Source organism: Arthrobacter sp. Z5-13, assembly GCF_056499105.1.
Genome location: NZ_CP096460.1, coordinates 3918790 through 3941525, shown reverse-complemented (window position 1 = coordinate 3941525; position 22736 = coordinate 3918790). Strand labels below are relative to the sequence as shown.

25 protein-coding genes and 3 tRNA genes are annotated in these 22736 nt (G+C 61.5%); 22 read left to right on the top strand and 6 right to left on the bottom strand.

The annotated features are described in order from the left end of the window. Window positions 1-84: 84 nt before the first annotated feature. From M1E02_RS18350 to M1E02_RS18340, 3 genes are read right to left on the bottom strand one after another with little or no spacing between them, the layout of a single operon-like run. The gene (locus M1E02_RS18350; RefSeq protein ID WP_479375612.1) at window positions 85-1005 is read right to left on the bottom strand and encodes a cation diffusion facilitator family transporter; all 921 of its coding nucleotides are present in this window, start codon (window positions 1003-1005) and stop codon (window positions 85-87) included. Between the two features lie 59 nt (window positions 1006-1064). Continuing rightward, a complete protein-coding gene (locus M1E02_RS18345) occupies window positions 1065-1490 on the bottom strand; it encodes a metallopeptidase family protein (protein ID WP_479375611.1) in 426 nt (141 codons plus the stop codon). A 10-nt stretch (window positions 1491-1500) separates the two neighbouring features. Further along, window positions 1501-2478 (bottom strand): DMT family transporter, encoded by a 978-nt coding sequence (locus tag M1E02_RS18340; protein ID WP_479375610.1) that lies wholly within the window; start codon window positions 2476-2478, stop codon window positions 1501-1503. Window positions 2479-2718: 240 nt separating this feature from the next. Here M1E02_RS18340 and M1E02_RS18335 point away from each other — a divergent pair. The 13 genes from M1E02_RS18335 (at window position 2719) to M1E02_RS18275 (ending at window position 11303) form a co-directional block, all read left to right on the top strand. Beyond that, a tRNA-Glu gene (locus M1E02_RS18335) sits at window positions 2719-2791 on the top strand. Between the two features lie 97 nt (window positions 2792-2888). Beyond that, window positions 2889-2962, top strand: a tRNA-Asp gene (locus M1E02_RS18330). 48 nt (window positions 2963-3010) lie between these two features. Further along, window positions 3011-3086, top strand: a tRNA-Phe gene (locus M1E02_RS18325). Window positions 3087-3627: 541 nt separating this feature from the next. After that, window positions 3628-4074, top strand: a complete 447-nt coding sequence (locus M1E02_RS18320; protein ID WP_479375609.1) for a hypothetical protein — start codon at window positions 3628-3630, stop codon at window positions 4072-4074. 107 nt (window positions 4075-4181) lie between these two features. Then, window positions 4182-4676 (top strand): Asp23/Gls24 family envelope stress response protein, encoded by a 495-nt coding sequence (locus M1E02_RS18315; protein WP_479375608.1) that lies wholly within the window; start codon window positions 4182-4184, stop codon window positions 4674-4676. Then, window positions 4673-4864 carry a hypothetical protein gene (locus M1E02_RS18310; RefSeq protein WP_247048367.1) on the top strand — a complete coding sequence of 64 codons (192 nt, stop codon included), beginning with the start codon at window positions 4673-4675 and terminating at the stop codon, window positions 4862-4864. Before M1E02_RS18315 ends, M1E02_RS18310 begins: the two co-directional genes overlap by 4 nt. Beyond that, window positions 4861-5244 (top strand): hypothetical protein, encoded by a 384-nt coding sequence (locus M1E02_RS18305; RefSeq protein ID WP_479375607.1) that lies wholly within the window; start codon window positions 4861-4863, stop codon window positions 5242-5244. Before M1E02_RS18310 ends, M1E02_RS18305 begins: the two co-directional genes overlap by 4 nt. Before the next feature lie 128 nt (window positions 5245-5372). Continuing rightward, a complete protein-coding gene (locus M1E02_RS18300) occupies window positions 5373-5936 on the top strand; it encodes a hypothetical protein (RefSeq protein ID WP_479378215.1) in 564 nt (187 codons plus the stop codon). Next, window positions 5933-6544, top strand: a complete 612-nt coding sequence (locus tag M1E02_RS18295) for a hypothetical protein (RefSeq protein ID WP_479375606.1) — start codon at window positions 5933-5935, stop codon at window positions 6542-6544. Before M1E02_RS18300 ends, M1E02_RS18295 begins: the two co-directional genes overlap by 4 nt. Before the next feature lie 154 nt (window positions 6545-6698). Beyond that, window positions 6699-8036, top strand: a complete 1338-nt coding sequence (locus M1E02_RS18290) for an ABC transporter substrate-binding protein (RefSeq protein WP_479375605.1) — start codon at window positions 6699-6701, stop codon at window positions 8034-8036. A gap of 97 nt (window positions 8037-8133) precedes the next feature. Then, on the top strand, window positions 8134-9099 hold the full coding sequence (locus M1E02_RS18285; RefSeq protein WP_458113097.1) for a carbohydrate ABC transporter permease: 966 nt from the start codon (window positions 8134-8136) through the stop codon (window positions 9097-9099). After that, window positions 9096-10064, top strand: a complete 969-nt coding sequence (locus M1E02_RS18280; protein ID WP_479375604.1) for a carbohydrate ABC transporter permease — start codon at window positions 9096-9098, stop codon at window positions 10062-10064. Before M1E02_RS18285 ends, M1E02_RS18280 begins: the two co-directional genes overlap by 4 nt. A 144-nt stretch (window positions 10065-10208) precedes the next feature. After that, window positions 10209-11303 carry a LacI family DNA-binding transcriptional regulator gene (locus M1E02_RS18275; protein WP_479375603.1) on the top strand — a complete coding sequence of 365 codons (1095 nt, stop codon included), beginning with the start codon at window positions 10209-10211 and terminating at the stop codon, window positions 11301-11303. Here M1E02_RS18275 and M1E02_RS18270 read toward each other — a convergent pair. Further along, complete coding sequence (locus M1E02_RS18270) at window positions 11300-12181, bottom strand: DUF8083 family protein (protein WP_479378214.1); 882 nt, start codon at window positions 12179-12181, stop codon at window positions 11300-11302. The two genes, M1E02_RS18275 and M1E02_RS18270, sit on opposite strands and share 4 nt — an antisense overlap. 37 nt (window positions 12182-12218) lie before the next feature. Then, entirely contained in the window at window positions 12219-13025 is an 807-nt protein-coding gene (locus tag M1E02_RS18265; RefSeq protein ID WP_479375602.1) for an exodeoxyribonuclease III, read from the bottom strand. Window positions 13026-13276: 251 nt separating this feature from the next. On the opposite strand from M1E02_RS18265, the gene M1E02_RS18260 reads away from it, so the two are divergent. Genes M1E02_RS18260 through M1E02_RS18240 form a run of 5 tightly spaced genes read left to right on the top strand, consistent with a single transcriptional unit; the run spans window position 13277 to window position 18519 of the window. After that, window positions 13277-14776, top strand: coding sequence for a CoA-acylating methylmalonate-semialdehyde dehydrogenase (locus M1E02_RS18260; protein ID WP_479375601.1), 1500 nt, complete (start codon window positions 13277-13279; stop codon window positions 14774-14776). Continuing rightward, complete coding sequence (locus M1E02_RS18255) at window positions 14776-15852, top strand: enoyl-CoA hydratase/isomerase family protein (RefSeq protein ID WP_479375600.1); 1077 nt, start codon at window positions 14776-14778, stop codon at window positions 15850-15852. The genes M1E02_RS18260 and M1E02_RS18255 overlap by 1 nt, the downstream gene beginning before the upstream one ends. Next, window positions 15845-16891, top strand: coding sequence for a 3-hydroxyisobutyrate dehydrogenase (gene mmsB / locus M1E02_RS18250; RefSeq protein ID WP_479375599.1), 1047 nt, complete (start codon window positions 15845-15847; stop codon window positions 16889-16891). Before M1E02_RS18255 ends, mmsB begins: the two co-directional genes overlap by 8 nt. Beyond that, window positions 16888-17667 carry an enoyl-CoA hydratase gene (locus M1E02_RS18245; RefSeq protein WP_479375598.1) on the top strand — a complete coding sequence of 260 codons (780 nt, stop codon included), beginning with the start codon at window positions 16888-16890 and terminating at the stop codon, window positions 17665-17667. Before mmsB ends, M1E02_RS18245 begins: the two co-directional genes overlap by 4 nt. 6 nt (window positions 17668-17673) lie before the next feature. Then, the gene (locus M1E02_RS18240; protein WP_479375597.1) at window positions 17674-18519 is read left to right on the top strand and encodes a CPBP family intramembrane glutamic endopeptidase; all 846 of its coding nucleotides are present in this window, start codon (window positions 17674-17676) and stop codon (window positions 18517-18519) included. A gap of 12 nt (window positions 18520-18531) precedes the next feature. Here M1E02_RS18240 and M1E02_RS18235 read toward each other — a convergent pair whose 3' ends face one another. Continuing rightward, window positions 18532-19500, bottom strand: coding sequence for an NAD(P)/FAD-dependent oxidoreductase (locus M1E02_RS18235; RefSeq protein ID WP_479375596.1), 969 nt, complete (start codon window positions 19498-19500; stop codon window positions 18532-18534). A 93-nt stretch (window positions 19501-19593) separates the two neighbouring features. Between M1E02_RS18235 and M1E02_RS18230 the strand changes: the two genes are divergently transcribed. From M1E02_RS18230 to M1E02_RS18215, 4 genes are all read left to right on the top strand, one after another. Beyond that, a complete protein-coding gene (locus tag M1E02_RS18230) occupies window positions 19594-20175 on the top strand; it encodes a helix-turn-helix domain-containing protein (protein WP_479375595.1) in 582 nt (193 codons plus the stop codon). Window positions 20176-20374: 199 nt separating this feature from the next. Then, complete coding sequence (locus M1E02_RS18225; protein WP_479375594.1) at window positions 20375-20812, top strand: hypothetical protein; 438 nt, start codon at window positions 20375-20377, stop codon at window positions 20810-20812. Between the two features lie 200 nt (window positions 20813-21012). Next, window positions 21013-21612 (top strand): RNA polymerase sigma factor, encoded by a 600-nt coding sequence (locus tag M1E02_RS18220; protein ID WP_479375593.1) that lies wholly within the window; start codon window positions 21013-21015, stop codon window positions 21610-21612. Next, window positions 21575-22600, top strand: coding sequence for a CU044_5270 family protein (locus M1E02_RS18215; protein WP_479375592.1), 1026 nt, complete (start codon window positions 21575-21577; stop codon window positions 22598-22600). Before M1E02_RS18220 ends, M1E02_RS18215 begins: the two co-directional genes overlap by 38 nt. Window positions 22601-22736: the final 136 nt, after the last annotated feature.

Below are 22736 nucleotides of genomic sequence, written 5' to 3'. Positions count from 1 at the left end.
AAACCACTTTGGCAACAGGAGTCTCATCTTTAACATAATCACCAGTGGGCCCGGAGGCTGGCAGGCGACGTAGGCGTGTCGCCCTTAGGCGTGCTGGTGGGACTCGTGGGCGGCATGGCTTGCAGGCTCCAGCTGGAACGTGCAGTGCTCTGTATCAAAATGGGAGCCAAGGCAGGTGGTCAGTTTGTCCAGGACCTGGTCCGCCCCTTTCGCGCTCAGCAACTCGTCCTCCACCACTACGTGGGCGGAGAACACCGGAACGCCGGAAGTGATGGTCCAGATGTGGATGTCATGGACAGCTACAACCCCCGGGACGGAAAGGATGTGCTCCCGGATCATCTGCACCTCCACGCCCTTTGGGCTCGCTTCCAGGAGGACATCCACCACGTCCCGCAGCAGGTGCCAGGCGCGCGGCAGGATCATGATCGCGATGATGATGGAGGCGATAGTGTCTGCTGCTTGGAGCCCGGTGAGCATGATGGTCAGGGCAGCCGCGATGACCGCGAATGATCCGAGCAGGTCGCCAAGCACTTCAAGGTAGGCCCCACGGACGTTGAGGCTTTCCTTCTGGGCGCTGCGCAGGATCAGGAGGGAGATCAGGTTTGCAGCGGCGCCCACGATTGCGGCATAGAGCATGACGTCCGTCTGGACTTCTGGCTCCGAGCCCCACCGGCGGATTGCTTCGATGAAAATGACCACGGAGATGACAATCAGCACCAAGGCGTTCGCGAGGGCCGCAAGGACTTCGGCCCGCTGGTATCCGTAGGTCCGGAGATCACTGGCCGGACGGGAGGCAATCCACGCAGCCAACAGTGCGATGAAAACGCCGGCTGCATCGGAGAGCATGTGGCCGGCGTCAGCAAGCAGTGCCAGCGAACCTGAAACGATTCCGCCCGCTATCTGGATTAGGACCACAGCCAATGTGATCCCCAGGACGGCAATCAGCCGGTTTCGGTGGCGTCCGGTGGCCGTTATTCCGTGTGCATGGCCGTGATCATGTCCCATGCCTACAAGGCTAGTCCCAACGCCGCTGGTGCCGGAGCTGTGATCCCCAGGTCCTTTGGTCAGCCCCAACCGAGCTCGTGGAGCCGTTCGTCGCTGATACCGAAGTGGTGGGCAACCTCGTGGGTGACCGTGATGGCAACCTCCTGGATCACTTCTTCCCGGGAGCTGCAGATGTCCAGGATCGGTTGCCGGTAGATGGTGATGCGGTCGGGCAACGATCCTGCATCCCACCAGCCGTCCCGTTCGGTCAGGGGGACGCCTTCGTAGAGCCCCAGCAGCACCGTGTCCGGGTCCTCTCCAGGCTGAGGTGTGTAATCGTCGTCGATAAACACGGCCACATTGTCCATTGCCTTTGCGATGTCCGCCGGGATACGTTCCAGGGCCGCACTTACAGCAGCCTCGAAATCCTCGGCGGACATTGGAAAGGGTGAGGAATCGCCGCCGTCCGGAATGATCGGAAGGCCCGGCGGCAGGTTTGCTTGCATATCCAGAACTCTAGCGGGATCTGCGCCTCGTCAGACCCACGCCCACAAGGCAGATGATGCCGCCGATGAGACCCCAGATGGTAGGGATCTCGCTCAGGATCAGCCACGAAATCAGGATGGTGGTGCCCGGTACGAGGTAGGTTGTGGCAGCCATCTTGCCGGCGTCGATCAGGGACAGCGCATAGGCCCACGTGGTGAAGGCAATGGCGGTGGGAAAGATCCCCAGGTAAAGCAGGCCAAGTGTTGCCGGGATGGGGGCCTGCTGAACCTCTGTGACAAGCTGCCCCGTGAACGGAAGGCAGCATATGGTTCCGACCATAATCCCGAACCAGGTTGCCTGGGCTGCAGGGAATTTCTTCAGTACGGGTTTCTGGATGATCACGCTGACAGCGGCAAGCACGGCGGCAAGGAGGCACAGCAACACACCCACCACGTCCGCCGTCGACCTTTGGCCGGAGCCAACGGCGATCATGGCCACGCCCCCGAACGCCAGGGTGCTGCCAATGATCAGCCAGCGCGGAAAGCCGTCCTTCAGTATGAAGCCGGCCAGAACCGCCACGATGATGGGGGAAACGTTGATCAGCATCGCGCTGGTACCGGCGTCGAGGAGGTGCTCCGCGGCATTAAGGGCCACGTTGTAGCCGCCGAACCACATGACGCCGTAGGCAAGGATTGGCCACCACTCGCGGCCGCGGGGCAGCCTGCGCAGTGTTGGGAGCACAAACACGCCCAGGACGACGGCGGCAACCACCAGCCTGCCAAGGGTCAGGGGGCCGGGGGAGAAGCTTGGGCCGATGGCCCTGATGCCTACGAAGGCGGATGCCCAGAGGACTACGGTGATGACGACGGCGGCTACGCCCAGCTTGTTGATGGGTTCCTTGCCGGCGGGAATTGTGCCGGTGGTTTGCGGGAATGGGGCAGATGCGGCCGCCGGCGCCTCATGGGAGCGGGACGGTTGCGCGGGATTTGTTTCGGCTGTGCTTGCCATGAGGCAAATCTAACCGCTGGAGGGACAGAGCGGCTGGCGGAAATCGGCCACGTCTACCCGAAAAACTGCCAACTTTTGGCGGACCGTTGGCGCCTGTGACAAAGGCCCCATTCCGCCGATTTTGGATAATCCCGGGGTTGCCCCTATAGTTTTATAGGTCCAGTTCGACGGAAACGAAAGGACAAAAACGGAAGGCTTCGGCCCTTAATTTTTGCCCTCGTTCAGGCGAATTGAGTTCTGGCCCCCATCGTCTAGCGGCCTAGGACACCGCCCTTTCACGGCGGCGGCACGGGTTCGAATCCCGTTGGGGGTACGCAAGGAACGCGGTCAAACCGGATGTGAAAGTCTGGTAGGCTAAAAGCCTTGAAAAATTGCGGTAGCGATACTGCAGAAAAGCAAGAAAAAAGCAAGGCCCTGTAGCGCAGTTGGTTAGCGCGCCGCCCTGTCACGGCGGAGGTCGCGGGTTCAAGTCCCGTCAGGGTCGCTTTGATTGCCAGAAGAAATTCCGGCTGTCATGGTGACATGTCACCTAGGCTCTGTAGCTCAGTTGGTAGAGCGTTCGACTGAAAATCGAAAGGTCACCGGATCGACGCCGGTCGGAGCCACCACTGGGAAGCATCAGTTCTTCGGAACTGGTGCTTTTCTTCTTTAAGCGCCGATCCGAAGTTGGAATTAGGCCAGGATCAGCGCAGTTGCCGGGGCTGCAGTACAGCTGAAAAAGCAAGTGGTGCGGCCTCTACTTGGCCAAAAAAACGAGTACACACTACGCGTGTGGACGGGTGCCCCTGCGAGATTAAATGAGAACGGCAGCTAGCGGCGAACCCGAATAAACCGGGACGCTTCCGCCAGATGCCGAGGTCTCGCACGGGTTTCCCAGGTTACGGCCGGGAGATTGACGGGGCCGACGATGGCAGAGCCTTCTGAGACCGAGGCTCCCCCCCAGCCGTCGTCGGCCCTTCCCTGTGCCCCCTTTTTTCGGCTGAACTGCCCGTATTTCCAGCATCACGCGCCTTCCACAAGTCAGGCCGCTTGGAATCCGGGCCGCATTCCGGGCTAGACTCGCACGCCGGGGACATATGCTGCCGCCAGAGTCGGAAACGGCCGGTGGTGCACTTTCAACAGAAACTATCCTCAACAGAAATGTGACTTGTGAAACTCTCTGCACGCCCTCTTGCCGCCGCCCTGTTCACCCTCCTCGCACTGTCGGCCTGTTCGGCGCCGCAAACCAGCAGTACCGCCAACGCGTCGGCTTCGGAGGCCGCAGCTCCTTCCGCAACACCCAGCCCTACGAAGTCCTCCGGCCCTTTCGGCGGTTTTGCCAGCGCTGCTGAAGCCTGCACCACAATTTCGCAGCAGGCCACGGGAGCATCCCTCCTGCCGATGTCAGCGGCCCAAGGCAAGACGCAGGAACTCGAACAGCTCAAGGCGGAACTGGCGGAAACCGCAGAGAAGGCGCCGGACAGCGTCAAGGCCGATTTTGAACACCTCAATGAGGTGGCTGTCGCAGGCCTCACTGACCAGACCGTCTTTTCCAGTGGCAAGTTCAACCAGGCGATGGGGCCGGTGACAACGTGGCTGGCCGCGAACTGTAAATAAGCACGAACGGTAGCTGCCTGCGGTCTCCCTCCAGGGACATTGGCCGGGGTCCGCGCGGTTGTCGGGGCCAAGGGATAGGGTTGTTCCAAGAGATAGGGGAGTGCTCGATGGAATACCAGAACCCACAACCCGGCCAGGGGATCCGCGCGGACGCCGCCGCTGCCGTACCAGGCGGTGGACGTACCGTCATTTCCGAGACCGCAGTCGCAAAAGTCGCCGGCATCGCCGCACGGTCAGTGCCGGGGGTTTATTCCCTGGGGACGGGTCCATCCCGGGCCTTGGGCGCCATCCGGGACGCTGTAGGCAGCTCGGACCACGCCGCCGGTGTCCATGCTGAAGTAGGTGAGACGCAGGTCGCCGTGGATCTCAACCTGGTGGCGGTCTATGGCACCCCTCTTCATTCCCTTGCCAATCAAGTTCGTTCCGCTGTGTATTCAGCGGTGGAAGAGCTTGTGGGGCTGCAGGTCATCGAAGTCAACGTCGAGATCAATGACATTTATGTGCCGGGACCGGTGAAGCCTGGAACAACCTCGGAGCCACGTCCAGTACTTAACGCCCCGGCAGCCCCGGGAAACCGTCCGGAGAGAGAGGCAATCCCATGAGCCTGACAGTTGCCGGAATTGCAATGGGCGCCTTCGTCGCCTTCATGTCTTTCGAGTTCGGAGTGTGGGGCTTCCTGGGTTCCCTCCTTTTTATGGGGATCGGGGCCTTACTGGGCCGCGCGGCTGAAGGGAAACTCGATCTGCGCAGCGTTATGGACGCCATTACGGGCCGGCGCTCTTCATCATGAGCAGTACGGCCCCAATGACAGAGCAGGGCCGGGTACTGGAAGGGCACAACAGGATCAGCACCCAAGCCCTCACCAGTCTTGCCCGTGCAGCAGCCGCGGAGGCCTTGGGCGTTGAGGCTCACGATGTCCGGGCTGAATGGTCCGACGACGACGGCCTGCTTGCGCTGTCGCTCGTATCCCCTATCAGGATCCCGCCGTTGGCTTCCGTGCTGCGGAACCCGGAGCGCGTGGCCGTCTTTGGCGGTTCCATCCGTGACAGGGCAGTCGCTGCCAAATCGGTCATTCTGGATCGCGTGATGCAACTCAGCGGAGCCCAGTTGAGTCGCGTGGACATACGAATCAGCGGCACGGCCGTTTCCGAGAGGGGTCGGGTACTGTGAGCCACGCCTTCGGAAACAACTCCGGTGACATCCAAACTCCCGCTGCCGCGCAAGACACCGAAGTCATTGCCAGGCCTGAAGGGGAGTGGAAGGAACAAGATGGAACTGTTGGCCCCCATGATTCCCTGATGCCGCGGATCCTCCAGCGCGAAACGCAGTCCTCAAGGGCCGGTGTAGCCGTTGTTGCCGGTGTGCTGGTGATTATTCTTTGCGCTTATGCCCTTTTGGAGGCGGCTGTGCGCGCCATTGGGCAGCCTCCTTGGCTGATCGATCCGCAGACGGCCGCCCAACGGATAGCCGCCCTCCCCGGAGGTATCCCGCCACTCCTGCTGGGCGTGACGGGAGGCGTCGTGTTCATGGCCGGACTGTTTTTCTTCCTCAGCGCGGTACTGCCCGGGCGCAAAGCCCGGCACATCCTCCAGGACCCCCGCGCAGGTGTGTTGGTGGACGATGAAATCATTGCCGCCGCGCTGGCCAGACGCGCCCGGCTCGCCGCCAACGTCACTCCGGAACAGGTGATGGTGGTGGTGTCCAGGCATCAGGCAGTGGTCAATGTCCGCCCCACGTCCGGAGTGCCCGTAAGGCATGACGACGTTTTGGCGGCTGTGCAGGACGAACTCACGCGCATGGCGCCGTCGCCTATGCCCGACGTCCGGGTGAATCTGGCGACGTCGGGGGTGGTGGGAGCATGAACAGCACCCCCCGGCTTCTTAACCGGATCCTGATCGGCATTCTGGGCGTTATTTTGCTGGTTCTCGGCGCTCTGCTGGTTCTGCTGTCAAGCGCCCCTGCCGTGGCCTCGTGGTGGCAGTCGTGGTCGGCAGGAGCGTGGTCCGGAGCTCAGCAGTTGTTTGAGCAGACCAGGTTTCCGGGCCGTCAGGAGAGCTGGGTGTGGATCCTGCTGGTGCTCCTGTTGGTGCTGCTGATCGGTGCCATGGTGGCGTGGATTGCCCAACAGGGTAAGGGCCGGGCGGATCTCATCCTGTTTGAGGAGGATCCCGGCGATGTGCCGGGTGATCTTCGAATCGGCGGCGGCGTTGCCGAGCAGGCACTCAAAGCAGCCCTTGCTGAGCGTCCGGATCTCGCTGGAGTATCTGTAGCCACGTACCAGATCCGCGGGAAACCTGCCTTAAGAATCAGGTTGCAGCCGCGCTTGGGCGTGGCTCCGAACGCCTTGGCCGCCGAAGTCTCGGCGCTCGTCGAGGCACTGGACCTTGTAATCGGCAAACGTACCCCGGTGTTGCTTCACCTGGGGGCAGGCACCCGGGCCCGTTTCAGCAGGGCCGAACGCGTCCGTTAGCCGAGCTTCCTGTTGGGATTCTGATGATCAGGTCTCCTTTCGATAAAGCTTTATGTAAACGCTTGCATTTCTATACGTAGGCTTACTAGGGTGATTGAGGTCACACAGTCTGCACCGCGATTTTCTCTTGTCACTCAGCGAGGAGTCTCCAGTAATGAAAAGCCCAAAGTTCCTAATTCCGGCCGCAGCGGTCGGTGTCCTGGCCCTAACCGTCACGGCATGTAGTCCTGAAACTGGTGGCGGTGGCGGAGGGGGCGAGGCTGCAGATTGCTCCGCCTACTCCGATTACGGCAAGCACGAAGGCAAGACGGTTTCGGTTTACTCGACCATCGTTGACATTGAAGCCACAAACCTTGAGACAGCCTGGTCGGACTTCGAAGAATGCACCGGCATCACGGTCAAATACGAAGGCAGCAAGGAATTCGAAACGCAGATCGGTGTGCGCGCCCAAGCCGGGAACCCGCCGGACGTTGCCATCTTCCCGCAGCCCGGTTTGTTGGCCGCTCAGGCCAGCAACCTGAAGCCGGCTCCGAAGGCCGTCTCGGACCTCGTGGACGAAAACTGGTCAGCGGACTGGAAGAAGTACGGAACCGTCAACGGAACGTTCTATGCAGCCCCCATGCTTGCCAACGTCAAGGGCTTCGTGTGGTACGCGCCCAAGACATTCGAGGAAAAGGGCTGGGAAGTTCCCAAGACCTTTGACGAAATGATGACCCTGACAAAGACGATCGCAGATGACGGTGCCACGAAGCCGTGGTGTGCGGGATTCGAGTCCGGTGAGGCCACGGGTTGGCCGGGTACTGACTGGATCGAGGACGTCGTCCTCCGCGAGGCAGGCCCTGAGGTGTACGACCAGTGGGTCGCCCACCAGATCCCGTTCAACGATCCCCGCATTGTTTCGGCTATGGACAAGACCGGCGAGATCCTGCTCAACCCGGACTACGTCAATGGTGGCTTCGGTGATGTCCGTTCCATCCTGACAACCGGTTTCGCCCAGGCAGGCCAGCCTGTACTTGATGGTCAGTGCGCCATGCACCACCAGGCCAACTTCCAGGCCGCCAACTGGCCTGAAGGTACGGTTGTGGCTCCCGATGGTGACGTTTGGGCCTTCATGACCCCTCCGACCGACGAGAGCAAGGGCAAGGCGATCACCGGCGGTGGCGAGATGGTGGGCGCCTACAAGGACACCCCCGAGGTCCAGTCCTTCCTGCAGTACATGGCGAGCGCGGAATTCGCGAACAACAGGGTCAAGCTCGGTGGTGTAGTCAGCGCCAACAAGGGCCTCGATCCTGCGAACGCCCAGTCGGAGCTGGACAAGCTTTCCGTTGAGCTCCTCCAGGATCCCGAGACGGTATTCCGGTTCGACGGTTCTGACCTGATGCCCGCAGCAGTTGGCTCCAACTCGTTCTGGAAGGGCATTGTGGCGTGGATCAATGGCACGCCGTCCCAGCAGGTCGCCGACAGTATTGAAGGCAGCTGGCCCAAGAGCTAAGGGCTGCAGTGCTGCGTTCCCCTGCACTTACACGAGTGGGGGAACGCAGCACTTTTGTCTTCAATCAACTCATCCACCCACACCCCGGAGGTTGGCCATGGAATTCGTCGGAGGGAAACTTCTCCAAGTAGGGATCGCGATCGCGGCTTTCGCAGCCGTCATCGGGCTCATCATGCTGCTTGTGGACAGGGCACCGAAATCAACAAGAGATAAAGTTACAGTCATCGGCTTTCTAGCGCCGGCGGCCATCCTGATGATCGTCGGGCTGGTCTACCCCGCGGTGCAGACGTCGTATCTGGCATTTACAGATGCCAAGGGGACGCCGAATGGAGTGGACAACTTCGTCTGGATGTTTACCCAGCCTGAGGCGGTCATCACGCTGCGGAACACCGTTATCTGGACCGTACTCGTCCCCCTGCTATCAACTGTCTTCGGCCTCGCCTATGCGGTTTTCATCGACAAAGCGCGGGGCGAGAGAATCCTGAAGGCCCTGGTATTCATGCCCATGGCCATCTCATTCGTGGGCGCCGGCGTTATCTGGAAGCTGGTCTACGACTTCCGTGGCGCCGGCATCGAACAAACGGGCGTGCTCAATGCGCTGCGTGTGGCAGTTGGGATGGAGCCCAAACAGTTCCTCCTCGACGCTCCGGAAAACACCATCTTCCTGATCATCGTCATGGTTTGGATCCAGACAGGTTTCGCTATGGTGATCCTGTCAGCCGCTATTAAGGGCGTCCCCGTGGAACTTGTTGAGGCGGCAAGGCTTGATGGAGCCAACCCCTGGCAGCAGTTCCGTAATGTCACCATCCCCGGGATCCGTGGATCTTTGGTTGTGGTGCTGACCACCATCACCATTGCCACCCTCAAGGTGTTCGATATTGTCCGCACCATGACGGCCGGAAACTTCGAGACCTCTGTGGTGGCCAATGAAATGTACACCCAGGCTTTCCGCGCCGACGAACCCGGCCGTGGTGCCGCCTTGGCCCTTGTGCTTTTCCTTTTGGTCCTACCCATCGTCGTTTACAACGCACGCGTACTTCGTCAGCAAAGGGAGATCCGATGACCGCCACGCCAGCACGGGACGAGGCAGATAAGGCCTTGGTTGGTCTTCCTCTTGGCGAGAAGGGTCTCCGCGCCGCCGATGAGCCCATCATGCGCCGTGTGAAAACCAAGCTCACCTCGCCTTTTGCCACTGCTGCCGCCCTCATCATTGCCGCAATCTGGACTGTGCCCACTTTGGGCCTTTTCGTTCAATCGTTCCGTCCGGCCGCAAAACAGGTGGGCCCCCGCTCCGACGGCTGGTGGAATGCCTTTTTTGACGGGCAGTTCACTTTCAAGAACTATGTCGATGCGACCGCCGCTGCAGGGTCGCAGTCACCCAATCTGTCCCAGTACTTGATCAACTCAACCGCCATCGTGATCCCGGTAACGTTGTTCGTCCTTGTGCTGGCGTCGATGGCGGCTTACATCTTCGCCTGGGGCAATTTCAGGGGGCGCCATGCGATGTTTATCTTCGTTTTCGCCCTACAGATTGTCCCCCTGCAGATGGCCCTGATTCCTCTGCTGCAGCTCTTCACCCAAGTCCTGCAACTGCCGGCCGGGTCCTATACTCAGCTGTGGATTGCCCACACGATCTTCGGTTTGCCGTTGGGCATCTTCCTGTTGCACAACTTCATTTCCGAGATCCCCGGGGAAGTGATTGAGGCAGCAAGGGTGGATGGAGCAGGGCACACCACAATCTTCTGGCGAATCATCCTGCCACTGTCCGTTCCGGCTCTGGCCTCCCTGGCGATTTTCCAGTTCCTGTGGGTGTGGAATGACTTGCTGGTGGCTTTGGTCTTCTCCGGCGGAACTCCGGACGTCGCTCCCATTACCCAGCGGCTTGCGGAAATTTCCGGCACACGCGGCGCAAGGGACTACCTGAACCCCGCAGCTGCCTTCGTGTCCATCATTATTCCGTTGGGCGTCTTCTTCGCCCTCCAACGCTACTTCGTACGAGGCCTGCTTGCTGGTGGCCTCAAGGGCTGATCCTCTGTATGACCCGCCTCCGGCTGTGCCGTCTGTAACCTACGGACCTCAGGCGGCCCAGCTGGAGCGCGGGCACTAGACTCATTTGTTGCGGACAGGGAGCACAGCAGCGACTTCCGCGGCATAGCCGAATAAGGGGAGATCGTGGCACGGACATCTGAGAGGGCTCAACGGGGCGGCCATTCCGGTGTCAGCATTGAGGACGTGGCAGCCGCCGCAGGAGTGTCCACGGCCACTGTCTCACGGGCGGTGCGGGGACTGCCCAGGGTATCGCCTGTCACGCGCGAGAAGATCCTGCGCGTTGCCGCGGAGCTCGGCTATGTGGCTTCCTCCTCAGCCTCGGGACTGGCCACGGGCCGCACCAAGACCATTGGTGTGCTGGCTCCATTCGTGAGCCGCTGGTTCTTCTCCAAAGCCATTGAGGGAGCTGACCGGGAACTGCATGCCCGGCAGTACAACCTGTCCTTGTTCAACCTGGGCGGGCACGGCAGCAACCGTGAGCGTCTCTTCAGCCGGACTATGGTGTACAAGCAAATTGATGCCCTGCTGGTCCTGTGTATGGCACTGACCCACGAAGAACTCAGCCATCTTCAGAAAATCGATATTCCCTTGGTAGTGGTTGGCGGTCATGTGGAGGAATGCGCCTACATCGGCATTGATGACTACGCCGCCGCCGCCACTGCCGTCCGTCACCTCATCGACCTGGGCCACAAGGACATCGCCCTGCTTCATGGCGACGACGAGACGGACCTGAATTTCGACGTTCCCAGGGTTCGCATCAAGGCCTTCCAGGATGTGATGACAGCATCAGGGCTTGACCTGCGTCCGGAGTGGGACGAAGTGGGTGACTTTACCGTCAGGAGCGGGCAGCAGGCGTTTATCAAGCTGTGGGAAACTGCCGGTCCTAAGCCGACAGCAATTTTCTGCGCCTCGGATGAGATGGCTATGGGAGTTATTTTTGAGGCCAACCGCCGGGGCGTGCGGGTCCCCGAGGACCTTTCCGTGATCGGCATTGACGATCATGATTTCTCTGTCACCCTGGGCCTGACCACCGTTGGCCAACGTCCGGACGTCCAAGCGGAGCTGGCAACAAGGATGCTGCTGGATGAACTCGATGGCCGCAGCGGGTCCGTTCACTCCATGGTGGCACCTCACCAGCTTATTGTTCGTTCGACGACGGCACCTCCGCCGGCTCACGGGGCAACCCCACGCAAGGAGCCCCGCCCGGTCTCTGCCTAGGACGCGCGCGCCAGCTGCCGGATCGGGATCCACCGGGAAGCCAGCCGGCGGTAGGCAGCGGCAGCGCCCGTCATATCGCCCTCGGCCAAGCACTCAATGCCAAGGCGGACATCCATGGGGGAGTCATCGGGGTACACCTTGTCCGCCACGGCTCCGTAGTCCAGTTCAACCCAGGAATCGCTGTGGAACAGTTCCAGCCATTCGGTCAGCTGGGCAAGGTCGTCGAGCATATCCAGGTCCGGCGCCGCCAATGCAAGGTTCGCCACCGCGTAACGGACACGCTCCAATGCGTCACCGATGTTGGCCCGCACACGAACGGTGAGGATGCGGCCGCCTGATTCCACCACATCCTTGTGGTCGGATTCCTGGAAAAGCGAGAACCAGCTGAAGGGGATTCCCCAGGTGGATGCGCGGGTGTGTACCTTGCCCACGCCTTCCTTGGCCTTAACCAGGTCTATCCGTTCCTGATGGCGGTCCCTTTGTTCTTCCGCGATCAGCAGTTCAGCCAGCGGACCGTGAATGCCTTCCATCAGTGCATTGGCTGCCAGGCCTGCCCGCAGAACAAGCTGGCTGGGGCAGTACAACAGCGTGACGGAAGGCTTCCCCTCGGGCGTATCGCCGTCGGGCTTCTCGGTATGGGGCATCACGCGAACAAGGTCCGTACGTCCGGTGGGGAACGGATCTCCCCCTGGCCTGGTGATGCGTCCCAGGGATGCCAGGAGCTCGGCGTTTTCCACAGCAGCCCGTGATTTGGCACGGGCGGCGGACGCTCGGATGGCGGCCCGTTGCTCTTCAGGAAAGGCAGTCAGAGGCTCGTAGATGCGCAGGGTTGAGGAGAAGGGCAGGCCAGCCTGTCCACGGTAAAGGTTGCCGGTCAGTGCAGCCACCTCCCCATCATCCCTTGCGTTCTGCTCATCAGCCCGTCAACTCAACAATAACCGGCGCATGGTCTGAAGCACCCTTACCCTTGCGTTCTTCCCTGTCGATCGAGGCGCCAGTGACCCTTGCAGCCAGGGCCGGAGAGGCCAGGACGAAGTCGATCCGCATGCCTTCCTTCTTGGGGAAGCGGAGCTGGGTGTAGTCCCAGTAGGTGTAGACGCCGGGCCCGGGAGTGTAAGGCCTGACGACGTCCGCGTACCCGGCAGCTTCGAAGGCGTGGAAGGCGGCACGCTCTGGCGGGCTGACGTGGGTGTAACCCTGTGAAAGGAAAAGATCGATGTCCCAGACGTCTTCATCCTGCGGAGCGATGTTCCAGTCGCCCATGAGGGCAATCTGGGACTCCGGGTTTTCGGTCACCCAGCCCTGCGCGTGGGTTTTGAGCGTGTTGAGCCAGCTGAGTTTGTAGGGCATGTGTTCGTCGTCGAGGGACCGTCCGTTTGGCACGTAGAGGCTCCAGATTTTGATGCCTCCGCACGTGGCGCCGATGGCTCGGGCCTCCGCCACCGGATCCTTGCCCGCTTTGCCGAATACCGGCTGGTCCAGGAAGGTGCGTTCGACGTCGTCGATCCCCACGCGGGAGGCGATAGCGACGCCGTTCCACTGGTTGAGCCCGAAGTGGGCTACTTCGTAGCCGTCCCGCTCAAAAAGCTCCCAGGGGAAGTTCTCGTCCGAGCACTTGGTTTCCTGGATCGCCAGGACATCGCAGTCACTGCGGCGAAGCCACGCCTCTACGCGGTCGGCTCGGGCACGGAGGGAGTTCACATTCCAGGTTGCAATCTTCACAGTTCCTAACTTACCCAACTTGGCTCCCATGATCCGCCTCGGACGGGCCCTCCAAGCCGTTGCCCCACAGAGAAGGCATGGCCGGAAACCACCGGCAACCGGTCTGGAATTTAGTAGGAAGTCCGAGTATATTCGGCAACAGATGGCGTGGGTCACACTTGCACCGGACTCACAATGTTCCGGTAGCAGGGATCCCAGGCGTCTGTTGCCGGACCGGCATTCCAGGACCCACATGCAAGGGAGCATCGATCATGGTTCGCGAGCTAGGCCATTACATTGACGGCCAACGGGTGGAAGGCACCTCGGGACGCTGGGGAGAGGTCTACGATCCTTGCACGGGCGAGGTGCAGGCCCGGCTTGCGCTGGCAGCGCGGAATGAGGTGGAGCTGGCCATAGCCAGCGCGGAAAAGGCCCAGCCTGAGTGGGCGGCGATGAACCCGCAGAGACGCGGAAGGATACTGCTCAGGTTCGTGGACCTCGTCAACCAAAACGTGGACGAGCTAGCCAGGTTGCTGGCCTCAGAACACGGCAAGACCCTCGCTGATGCCAGAGGGGACGTTCAGCGCGGTGTGGAGGTGGTGGAGTTTGCCGCAGGCGCCCCCCATCTCCTGAAAGGCGAATTTTCCGACGACGCCGGCGCAGGCATCGACGTCCACTCCCTACGGCAGCCGCTGGGGGTGGTCGCCGGCATCACACCTTTCAACTTCCCGGCGATGATTCCGTTGTGGAAGTCCGGCCCGGCCCTCGCCGCCGGCAACGCCTTTATCCTCAAGCCCTCCGAGCGTGATCCGTCGGTCCCGCTGCGGCTCGCCGAACTGTACAGCGAGGCAGGGGTTCCTGATGGCGTCTTCAATGTGGTCAACGGGGACAAGGAAGCGGTGGATTCGCTGCTGGAGGATCAGCGGGTGAAAGCGATCGGGTTTGTTGGTTCAACTCCGATTGCCCAATACATCTACGCCACGGCTGCCGCTCACGGCAAGCGGGCACAGTGCTTCGGCGGGGCCAAGAACCACATGGTGATCCTGCCGGATGCCGATCTGGAAATGGCCGCGGATGCCCTGATCGGAGCGGGGTATGGCTCCGCCGGCGAACGCTGCATGGCTGTTTCTGTCGCGGTGCCTGTTGGGCAGGAGACTGCCGATGCCCTCGTGGCGAAGCTCGAAGAACGCGTCAAGGCCCTCAGGGTAGGCCACAGCCTGGACAAGGACTCGGACTTCGGCCCTGTTGTTGCAGCCTCCGCCAAAGAGCGCATCGCGGGCTACATCCAGTCCGGCGTCGATCAGGGAGCCACCCTCCTTGCCGACGGGCGAGGCCTCACAGTCGAAGGGTATGAAAACGGCTTCTGGGTTGGTCCGACTCTCTTCGACAACGTCACGAAGGACATGAAAATCTACCGGGAGGAGATTTTCGGCCCGGTCCTCAGCGTGGTCCGCGCCGGGGACTACGAGGAGGCCCTGCGGCTGTGCAGCGAGCACGAATTCGGCAATGGCGTGGCCATCTTCACCCGGGACGGGGATGCAGCCAGGGACTTCGCGAGCCGGGTCCAGGTGGGGATGGTGGGAATCAATGTACCGATCCCCGTGCCGATTGCCTACTACACCTTCGGCGGCTGGAAGGCCTCAGGGTTCGGAGACCTCAACCAGCATGGCGCTGACGCGTTCCGTTTCTACACCAAGACCAAGACCGTGACCACGCGCTGGCCGTCGGGCATCCGGCAGGGCGCAAGCTTCATCATGCCGGAAGGAAGCTGATGGCGGGCAGCGGCTCGGCGGGCAGCACGCCTAGCGAGGTGCTCGCTGAGAAACGGGGGCACCTTGCCATCATCACACTGAACCGTCCCCAGGCCGTCAACGCCCTCACGGCGGGCATGGTTCACGCCATGCTGGGCCAGCTTGCCGACTGGGCGGAGGACGACGCAGTTTCTACAGTGCTGGTCCAGGGTTCCGGCAGCCGGGGGCTGTGTGCCGGCGGGGACATCGTGGCCATTTACCAGGACATGCTGATAGGAGGGTCAGCGACGGCCGACTTCTGGGAGGCGGAGTATCAGCTGAATGCCATGATCTCCCGGTACCCCAAGCCGTACGTGGCATTCATGGACGGACTAGTGCTGGGCGGAGGAGTGGGGATCTCGGCGCACGGCTCCGCCAGGATAGTCACCGAGCGCACCCGGACAGGAATGCCGGAGACCACCATCGGTTTTGTGCCCGACGTCGGCGGTACTCTGCTGCTCTCGCGCTCGCCGGGTGAGACGGGCACCCATGCCGCTCTGACCGGCGCCCACCTGGACGGCGCCGATGCCTTGTTCCTCGGGCTGGCCGATCACCTTGTCCGCTCGGAAAATCTGCCGGCGCTGGCCGCCGCCCTGGAAAGTGAAACAGCGGAAGACGCCGTCGGCCGTTTTGCGGAACGGGCCCCGGAGTCTGTGCTGGCCGGTCAGCGGACGTGGATTGACGAATGCTACGCGGGCAACGATGTGGAAGGCATCCTCCGCCGGCTGCGGGCTTTCGGCGGGGAAGCAGCCAAGGCCGCCGATACCATAGAGTCGAAATCGCCCACCGCCGTGAAGGTTGCGCTGGAGTCGTTACGAAGAGTACGGGGAATGACTCTGGAACAGGCGCTGACGCAGGAATTCACAGTGGGCCTGCACTTCCTGGCTGGTCCTGACTTTCGCGAAGGGATCCGGGCCCAGGTGGTGGACAAGGACAGGAACCCGCACTGGCTGCCGGCAACGCTGGCAGACGTGCGGGACGCCGACGTCGCGAGGTATTTTGAGCCGCACGGTAATCGCGAGCTGAATCTTTCAGTAAAGGAGACGGACAATGCCTGAGGCATCACCCGATGGGGCCGGAACCATTGCTTTCCTGGGGCTCGGACACATGGGCGCTCCCATGGCCCTGAATCTCGTCAACGCCGGATACCAGGTAGTGGGCTACGACGTGATGCCCGAGGCCGTGGAAGCCGCCCGCAGCCATGGAATCCCGACGGCGGACACCGCTGCTGCCGCCGTCGAGGGGGCCTCTGTGGTGCTGACCATGCTTCCCAGCGGCAAACATCTCCTGGACGCGTACAGGGGGAGGGACTCCGCCACGGGCAGCGACTTCTCCGCCGGGAGCGACTTCTCCTCCGGAGGCGGCTGGGAACGCGGACTGCTGGCGGTGGCAGCACCCGGCACCATGTTCCTGGACTGCTCCACCATCAATGTGGATGAAGCCCGGGAGGCCGCAGTATTGGCGGTGGACGCCGGACACCGCTCGGTTGACGCACCCGTCTCCGGGGGTGTTGTTGGCGCTGAGGCCGGGACCCTGACGTTTATGGTGGGTGCTCTCGCTGAAGATTTCGAGGCCGTCCGGCCGTTGCTGGAAGTCATGGGCAAACGGGTTGTCCACTGCGGCGATCACGGGGCCGGCCAGGCTGCCAAAATCTGCAACAACCTGATCCTCGGTGTTTCGATGATTGCGGTGAGTGAGGCGTTTGTGTTGGGGGAGAAGCTTGGCCTCACCCACCAGGCTCTCTTTGATGTGGCGTCGGCGGCCTCGGGACAATGCTGGGCGCTGACCACCAACTGCCCTGTTCCAGGCCCGGTGCCCACCAGCCCAGCCAACCGCGACTACCAGCCGGGGTTCGCCGGGGCACTGATGGCCAAGGACCTCAGGCTTGCACTGAATGCGCTGGAAAGCGCCGGGGTTGCAGCGCGGGTAGGTCCCCTGGCGTCCGAGATTTACGATACGTTTGCGGCGGAAGGCGGTGCCGGAAAGGACTTTTCGGCAATCATCACAGCCATCCGGGACAAGTCCGGTCAGGTGGAAGAGCCTGAACGGGCGGCAGAACAGGACCAGGACCAGCGAGAAGCAAGGGGCCACGGATGACGGAACAGTACTCAAACATCCTGGTGGAGCGCCGTGGGCGGGTAGGCCTGGTGACGCTGAACCGACCCGAGGCCTTGAACGCCTTGGATAAAGCCACCATGGATGAACTCGTTTCGGCTGTGAGCGCCATGGACACCGATGCTGAAGTGGGTGCCGTTGTCCTCACCGGGTCAGCCAAGGCCTTTGCCGCCGGAGCCGATATCAAGGAGATGCAGGCAAAAGGGTACGCGGACATGTACTCCGCGGACTGGTTCCGGGGCTGGGAGGATTTCACCAGGCTCCGCATTCCGGTGGTGGCAGCAGTTTCCGGCTTCGCTTTAGGCGGTGGCTGCGAGCTGGCGATGATGTGTGATTTCATCATCGCCGGTGACAACGCGAAGTTCGGCCAGCCCGAAATCAATCTCGGTGTCCTGCCCGGAATGGGTGGTTCACAGCGGCTGACCCGGGCCGTGGGCAAGGCCAAAGCGATGGACATGATCCTCACCGGACGGTTCATGGACGCCCAGGAAGCTGAGCGCTCCGGGCTGGTATCCCGGGTGGTTCCCGCCGCCGACGTCGTCGAGGAAGCGCTGCGGGTGGCCGAAGTCATTGCCTCCAAATCCAAGCCGGCGGCAATGATGGCCAAGGAAGCAGTCAACACAGCCTTTGAAACCGGGCTGGCCCAGGGTGTCCTTTTCGAGCGCAGGATTTTCCATGCCCTCTTCGCCACTGAGGACCAGAAGGAAGGCATGGCGGCGTTCAGCGAGAAGCGCACGCCGGAGTTCAAGCACAGGTAGGCCAGCATGAGTCATCAACCCAAGGCGCCGGCGGAGGCCCGGACCACCGGCCGAGGCAGGTCGGACATGGTCTCCTTGAGCATTGTCCCTGCAGCACTGCTGTCCTTGTCAGGCTTTGTCCTCTTCGTCCTGGAGAACCGCACGGTGGGATACACGGTGCTGGGGGCAGCCCTGGTACTTGCTGCGATCATCAAGCGGACGCTTTTCACGGACCTCGCGCTTATTGCCGTCGGCCTGATTGCAATGAGTGCCGTTCCCATCACCACTGACATCAGCACGGAGCACATGCTTGTCATGGGAACGGCGATGATCCTGGCAGTGGGGATTCCCTATGCGGTCTCGCGGTTTATCACCAAGGACTATGCGATCAGATTCCCCATCCGTACCGGCCAGCCCTGGACCCGGGCGGAGAAGTGGTACCTGCCCGCCGTCGTCGTTATCGGTTATGCGCTGATTCCGGTCTATATGATCCAGACGGGCGTCTACAACAACTGGCCTGCAGTCAGCGACGTTGAGGGCATTACCCGCCTATTCGTCGGAACGAACGGGTTGGGCATTTGGGATGAACTCTTCTTCATCTGCACCGCGTTCACCCTGCTGCGGCGGCATCTTCCGGATTGGCAGGCCAATCTGCTTCAGGCGGTCCTCTTCACCTCCTTCCTCTGGGAATTGGGATTCCACGCCTACGCCCCGTTTTTTATCTTTCCGTTTGCACTGCTCCAGGCCCGACTCTTCACGATTACCAAATCGCTGCTGTACATCGTGTGCGTCCACCTGCTGTTCGACTTTGTCCTGTTCCTGGTGCTGGTCCACGCCCACAACCGCGAGTGGATCGATATCTTCCTCTACTGAGCCCTACGCGGCTTACGCCGCGGTGACGCGTTGGCGGTAATCGGCCACCGCCGCGTGCAGCTCTTCTGCCATCAAATCGGAGTTGATCGCGACGGCGGCTGCGGCGCCCGCCGCTGCTGACGACAGGACCTGGGCCCGAAGATCCGCCACGTTCCCGGCGGCCCACACCCCAGGAACACCGGTGGCGCCGTCGGCGTCGGTCTCAACGTATTCCCCCATTCCGCTGGGATGTTGCTGGATTCGAAGTCCAAGTCCGGAAAAGTACTGAGTACGGGCCCTGAAAACCGGCGCCACAGCCAAGGCCTCAATTGAAACCACGCCGCCGGTGGCAAGTTTCACCCCGCTGAGCCTTCCCTGATTCAGTTGCAGCCGCTCCACGGCGCCATGCACCACAGTGATATTCCTTGCCGCCAGCTGCTCCAGCTCCACCTCATCAGGTTCTATGGATCCATTGAGAAACAGCGTGATATTGCTGCTCCATTGCCGGAACAGAAGTGCCTGGAAGACCGCCATCGGTCTTGTGCCCAGGACGCCGATTTCCCGGTCCCTGACCTCCCACCCATGGCAGTACGGGCAGTGCAGAACGTCCTTGCCCCAGAGATCCGCAATGCCAGGGATACCGGGCAACCCGTCCACCAGGCCGGTAGCGATCAACAGGCGCCGGCCCTGAACAGTACTTTCCTCTCCCGTTCCGTCCTGGAGCCTTACCTCGAAGGGGCCGGATTCCCCGTCCATACGCTCCACTGCGGTCACCCGGCCATCAAGGATCCGGCCGCCGTAGGATTCCATCTCAGCCCGGCCCGCCCGCAGGAGGGCGGCCGGGCTGATTCCATCGCGGGACAAGAAGCCGTGGACAGCCTCGGCAGGAGCGTTCCGTGGCTCACCGCCGTCGACCGCTATCACCGACCGCCGGGCACGGCCCAGCATTTGGGCTGCGCTTAGGCCAGCCGCGCCTCCACCGACTATTACCACGTCATACATAGCGTTTCCTTTCAGGATTCTTCGTTGTCCCAATCCTTTTCGCCTTACCCCTATTAGTGGCAAAAGATCTTGCCGGAATGGCAAAATGTGGGAATGGATGAAATGATCGACGACGTTCTTTCGGCGGTGGGGCCCCGCCTCCGCGCACTGCGGTTAACCAGGGAAACCACCCTTGCCTCCCTCTCGGAAGCGACGGGCATTTCGGTGAGCACACTGTCGAGGTTGGAATCGGGGCAACGGCGTCCCAACCTGGAGCTGCTGCTGCCCCTCGCGAAGGCCCATCAGGTGCCTCTCGATGAACTGGTGGGCGCTCCTGCCACTGGAGATCCCAGAGTCCACCTCCGCCCTATCGTGAAGAAGCGGATGACCATCATTCCGTTGACGCGCCGGCCCGGCGGACTCCAGGCGTACAAACACATCCTGCACGCGGGCGGGCCCGAGCAACCCGACCCGCAGGTCCACGAGGGCTATGAGTGGCTGTATGTTCTGAACGGGAACCTGCGGATGGTGCTGGGGGAGAGGGACCTGATTCTTCCCGCCGGCGAAGCTGCAGAGTTCGACACCAGGGTGCTGCATTGGTTCGGGCGGGCTGATGCTGAGGCCGTGGAGTTCCTGAGCTTGTTCGGCCGGCAGGGAGAGCGCATGCATGTGCGGGCGAAACCGGCCGGGCGGTAGCGACCGAGAACCCGGATACCGTCCAGGGCGGCTGCTCGCAAGTAGGCTGGGCTTCCGTATCAATTACAGGGGGTAGTCATGGCGGCAGCACACGTGGTTCCGGGTGGTTCTGTTTGGCTCGTAAAAGTGAACGATGTGGAGCGTTCGCGTCATTCCACGCTCAACGATCCGCGGAATATGGGCGAGTAGGCGCTAGCTGATGATCACGTCAACGAATGGACTGGTGTACGCCGCCGAAGGCTCAGTAGTGCTGGTAGTTGAGCGACCTCCTAAGACGCTGGCTGAAGCCAGGGCCGCCCGTGCTCATGACGAAGACCGGGACTTCAACGAGATTCTCATGGAGACAGGCATCAATATGGGACCCGTCAGCGTGCAGCTCGAAGTGCTGGCCGAAGAACCTGCCGAAGATGCCAGTGATGACTGGGATGAAGCCTGGGAAGATTTCGACTTTGAGCTGCCGCAGGGGACCGCGTTCCTGAACGGCCCGACGATGGGGAGTATGTTGCACATCGGCACCGTAGAGAATCCTTCTGTCTACAGGTTCCGGATTCAGGCCAAGGGCCGGGACCGGATGAGGGATCTGGTCGCCACAGAAGTGGTGGAGAGTTACCTGATTCAGGTGTGGGAGCCGAGGTAGGTCTTCGGATGGTCCATGCCAACTGGCAGGCTGGGTAGAGCCAGTTTCCAACAGGGAGGTTCGGCATCGCGCCGGAACCTCCCTGTTTTTCAAAAAGCCATGGCCCGTTGGGGCTGTTCCAGTCACTGGGAACTGAGGCGGTCCGCGGGTGCCCTTTAGACTGCCGTGAACTCTTTTCCGGTGAAGGGGCAATACAGCTTGTGACTACCGATAGCGACATCATCCGCAGCTCGAGTGAGGACCCGCAGGTCTTTGCTGTGCTGTATGACAAATACTCCCGTGCGGTGCATCGATACGCGGCCACCCGGGCGGGTGAATCGGTGGCCGATGACGTGATGTCCCAGACTTTCCTGGCTGCTTTCGAGGGCAGGGATTCCTTCGATCATCAATGGGAAGACGCCAGGCCCTGGCTGTTCGGCATTGCAACGAATCTGCTCCGTCGCCATCACCGCACCGAGGCCAGGAGACTCAAGGCGTTCGCGAAGGCGGCCGGGCGGGGCAGTTATGACGACGGGGCGGAGCGTGTTGCCGAAAGGTTGGACGCCGCAGCAGCGACGTCCAACCTTTCGGCCGCGATGCGCAAGCTCTCTCCCGCCGACAGGGAATGCCTGTTGCTCTATGCCTGGGCGGACCTGAGCTACGAGGGGATAGCCCTGGCAATGGGTGTGCCCGTGGGCACTGTCCGGTCACGGCTCAACAGGGCCCGGCGCATCCTTCGCGATGCGGCCGGCCTACTTCAAAAGGATGACAAGGAGATGGATCATGGACGAGTTATCGCTCCTGCACGCAATGCACGCTAAGACCCCTGTTGCCAGTGACGCCGCCGTTGAGGCTGGCCGGAGGAAACTGTTGCAGCGCATAAACCCGGCGCTGGTGCCAGCAAAGCCAAAGCTGCGTCCTCGGACAGCTATGAGGTTTGGTCTGGGAGCGGTGGCAACCGTTGCCGTCGTCGGTGCTCTGTTTGCCGGGGACGTTCTAGGTCCGGCCGGCTGGCGGGGAGCGGCAACAGCCCAAGCAGCCCAGGTGCTCAACGATGCAGCCCAACTCACCATTCAGACGGCTGACCCGGTGGTAGGTCCTGGCCAGTATCTGAAGATTCAGAGCACCAATATCTGGTCCGCGAGCATGGTCGACGAGAGCGGAAATACATACGATTGGCTGGACATGGAAAAGAGCACGATGTATGTGCCGGCCAACCGCGACGATGAATGGGTGTGGCAGCGCTCGGCCCGGATTCCGACGACTTTCTTTGATGAAAAGTCCAAAGCCTACGCGCTCAGCCCCAAGGCAGCAGAAATGGTCGGCAAGGCGGAGCTGCTGCGTGGCAGAAACGGAGGCTTCTACGGCCCTCCGGAGCAATCCACTTTTCCCTCGCCCAGCTACCTGGGTTCTCTGCCCCGGGACCCATACCTGCTTCTGAACAACATCTACAAGCGGACTTTGGCAAAGGGTCAGTCGATCGACGGAGAAGCGCTGGTCTTCATCGCCGATCTTCTGCACACCGGGATTGTCCCTGCCGATCTTCGTGCCTCCCTGTACAAGGCGGCAGCGTTGATTCCCGGTGTGACCATCACGGACGATCAGGCAACGCTCGACGGACGCAAAGGGATTGCCATCGGCCGTGTCGAGGACGCATCCCATTTCCGTCAGGACATCATCATCGACCCCAAATCAGGCATGCTGATAGGGGAACGACACGTGCTCACCCAGCCCCGTGGGCCGATCCCCGCCGGAACGACAATTGGCTGGACCAGTATTGAAACAACGGTCGCGGACACCGCTCCGTAGTGGTGTCCCACCTCTTGATCCGTCCCACAACCAAGCGGCTTAGGGGCGCTCCCTGTCGTCTGGGATCGAGTCCATGGCGACCTCGAGCGGGAGCAGATAATGACGATCTACAAAACCCGCTTCTTAATCTCGTCTG

Coding starts and splice junctions, on each gene's coding strand:
- M1E02_RS18350 (WP_479375612.1), bottom strand. CDS start 1,005: ATGGGACATGATCACGGCCATGCACACGGAATAACGGCCACCGGACGC.
- M1E02_RS18345 (WP_479375611.1), bottom strand. CDS start 1,490: ATGCAAGCAAACCTGCCGCCGGGCCTTCCGATCATTCCGGACGGCGGC.
- M1E02_RS18340 (WP_479375610.1), bottom strand. CDS start 2,478: ATGGCAAGCACAGCCGAAACAAATCCCGCGCAACCGTCCCGCTCCCAT.
- M1E02_RS18315 (WP_479375608.1), top strand. CDS start 4,182: ATGGAATACCAGAACCCACAACCCGGCCAGGGGATCCGCGCGGACGCC.
- M1E02_RS18310 (WP_247048367.1), top strand. CDS start 4,673: ATGAGCCTGACAGTTGCCGGAATTGCAATGGGCGCCTTCGTCGCCTTC.
- M1E02_RS18305 (WP_479375607.1), top strand. CDS start 4,861: ATGAGCAGTACGGCCCCAATGACAGAGCAGGGCCGGGTACTGGAAGGG.
- M1E02_RS18300 (WP_479378215.1), top strand. CDS start 5,373: ATGCCGCGGATCCTCCAGCGCGAAACGCAGTCCTCAAGGGCCGGTGTA.
- M1E02_RS18295 (WP_479375606.1), top strand. CDS start 5,933: ATGAACAGCACCCCCCGGCTTCTTAACCGGATCCTGATCGGCATTCTG.
- M1E02_RS18290 (WP_479375605.1), top strand. CDS start 6,699: ATGAAAAGCCCAAAGTTCCTAATTCCGGCCGCAGCGGTCGGTGTCCTG.
- M1E02_RS18285 (WP_458113097.1), top strand. CDS start 8,134: ATGGAATTCGTCGGAGGGAAACTTCTCCAAGTAGGGATCGCGATCGCG.
- M1E02_RS18280 (WP_479375604.1), top strand. CDS start 9,096: ATGACCGCCACGCCAGCACGGGACGAGGCAGATAAGGCCTTGGTTGGT.
- M1E02_RS18260 (WP_479375601.1), top strand. CDS start 13,277: ATGGTTCGCGAGCTAGGCCATTACATTGACGGCCAACGGGTGGAAGGC.
- M1E02_RS18255 (WP_479375600.1), top strand. CDS start 14,776: ATGGCGGGCAGCGGCTCGGCGGGCAGCACGCCTAGCGAGGTGCTCGCT.
- mmsB (WP_479375599.1), top strand. CDS start 15,845: ATGCCTGAGGCATCACCCGATGGGGCCGGAACCATTGCTTTCCTGGGG.
- M1E02_RS18245 (WP_479375598.1), top strand. CDS start 16,888: ATGACGGAACAGTACTCAAACATCCTGGTGGAGCGCCGTGGGCGGGTA.
- M1E02_RS18240 (WP_479375597.1), top strand. CDS start 17,674: ATGAGTCATCAACCCAAGGCGCCGGCGGAGGCCCGGACCACCGGCCGA.
- M1E02_RS18235 (WP_479375596.1), bottom strand. CDS start 19,500: ATGTATGACGTGGTAATAGTCGGTGGAGGCGCGGCTGGCCTAAGCGCA.
- M1E02_RS18230 (WP_479375595.1), top strand. CDS start 19,594: ATGGATGAAATGATCGACGACGTTCTTTCGGCGGTGGGGCCCCGCCTC.
- M1E02_RS18225 (WP_479375594.1), top strand. CDS start 20,375: ATGATCACGTCAACGAATGGACTGGTGTACGCCGCCGAAGGCTCAGTA.
- M1E02_RS18215 (WP_479375592.1), top strand. CDS start 21,575: ATGGACGAGTTATCGCTCCTGCACGCAATGCACGCTAAGACCCCTGTT.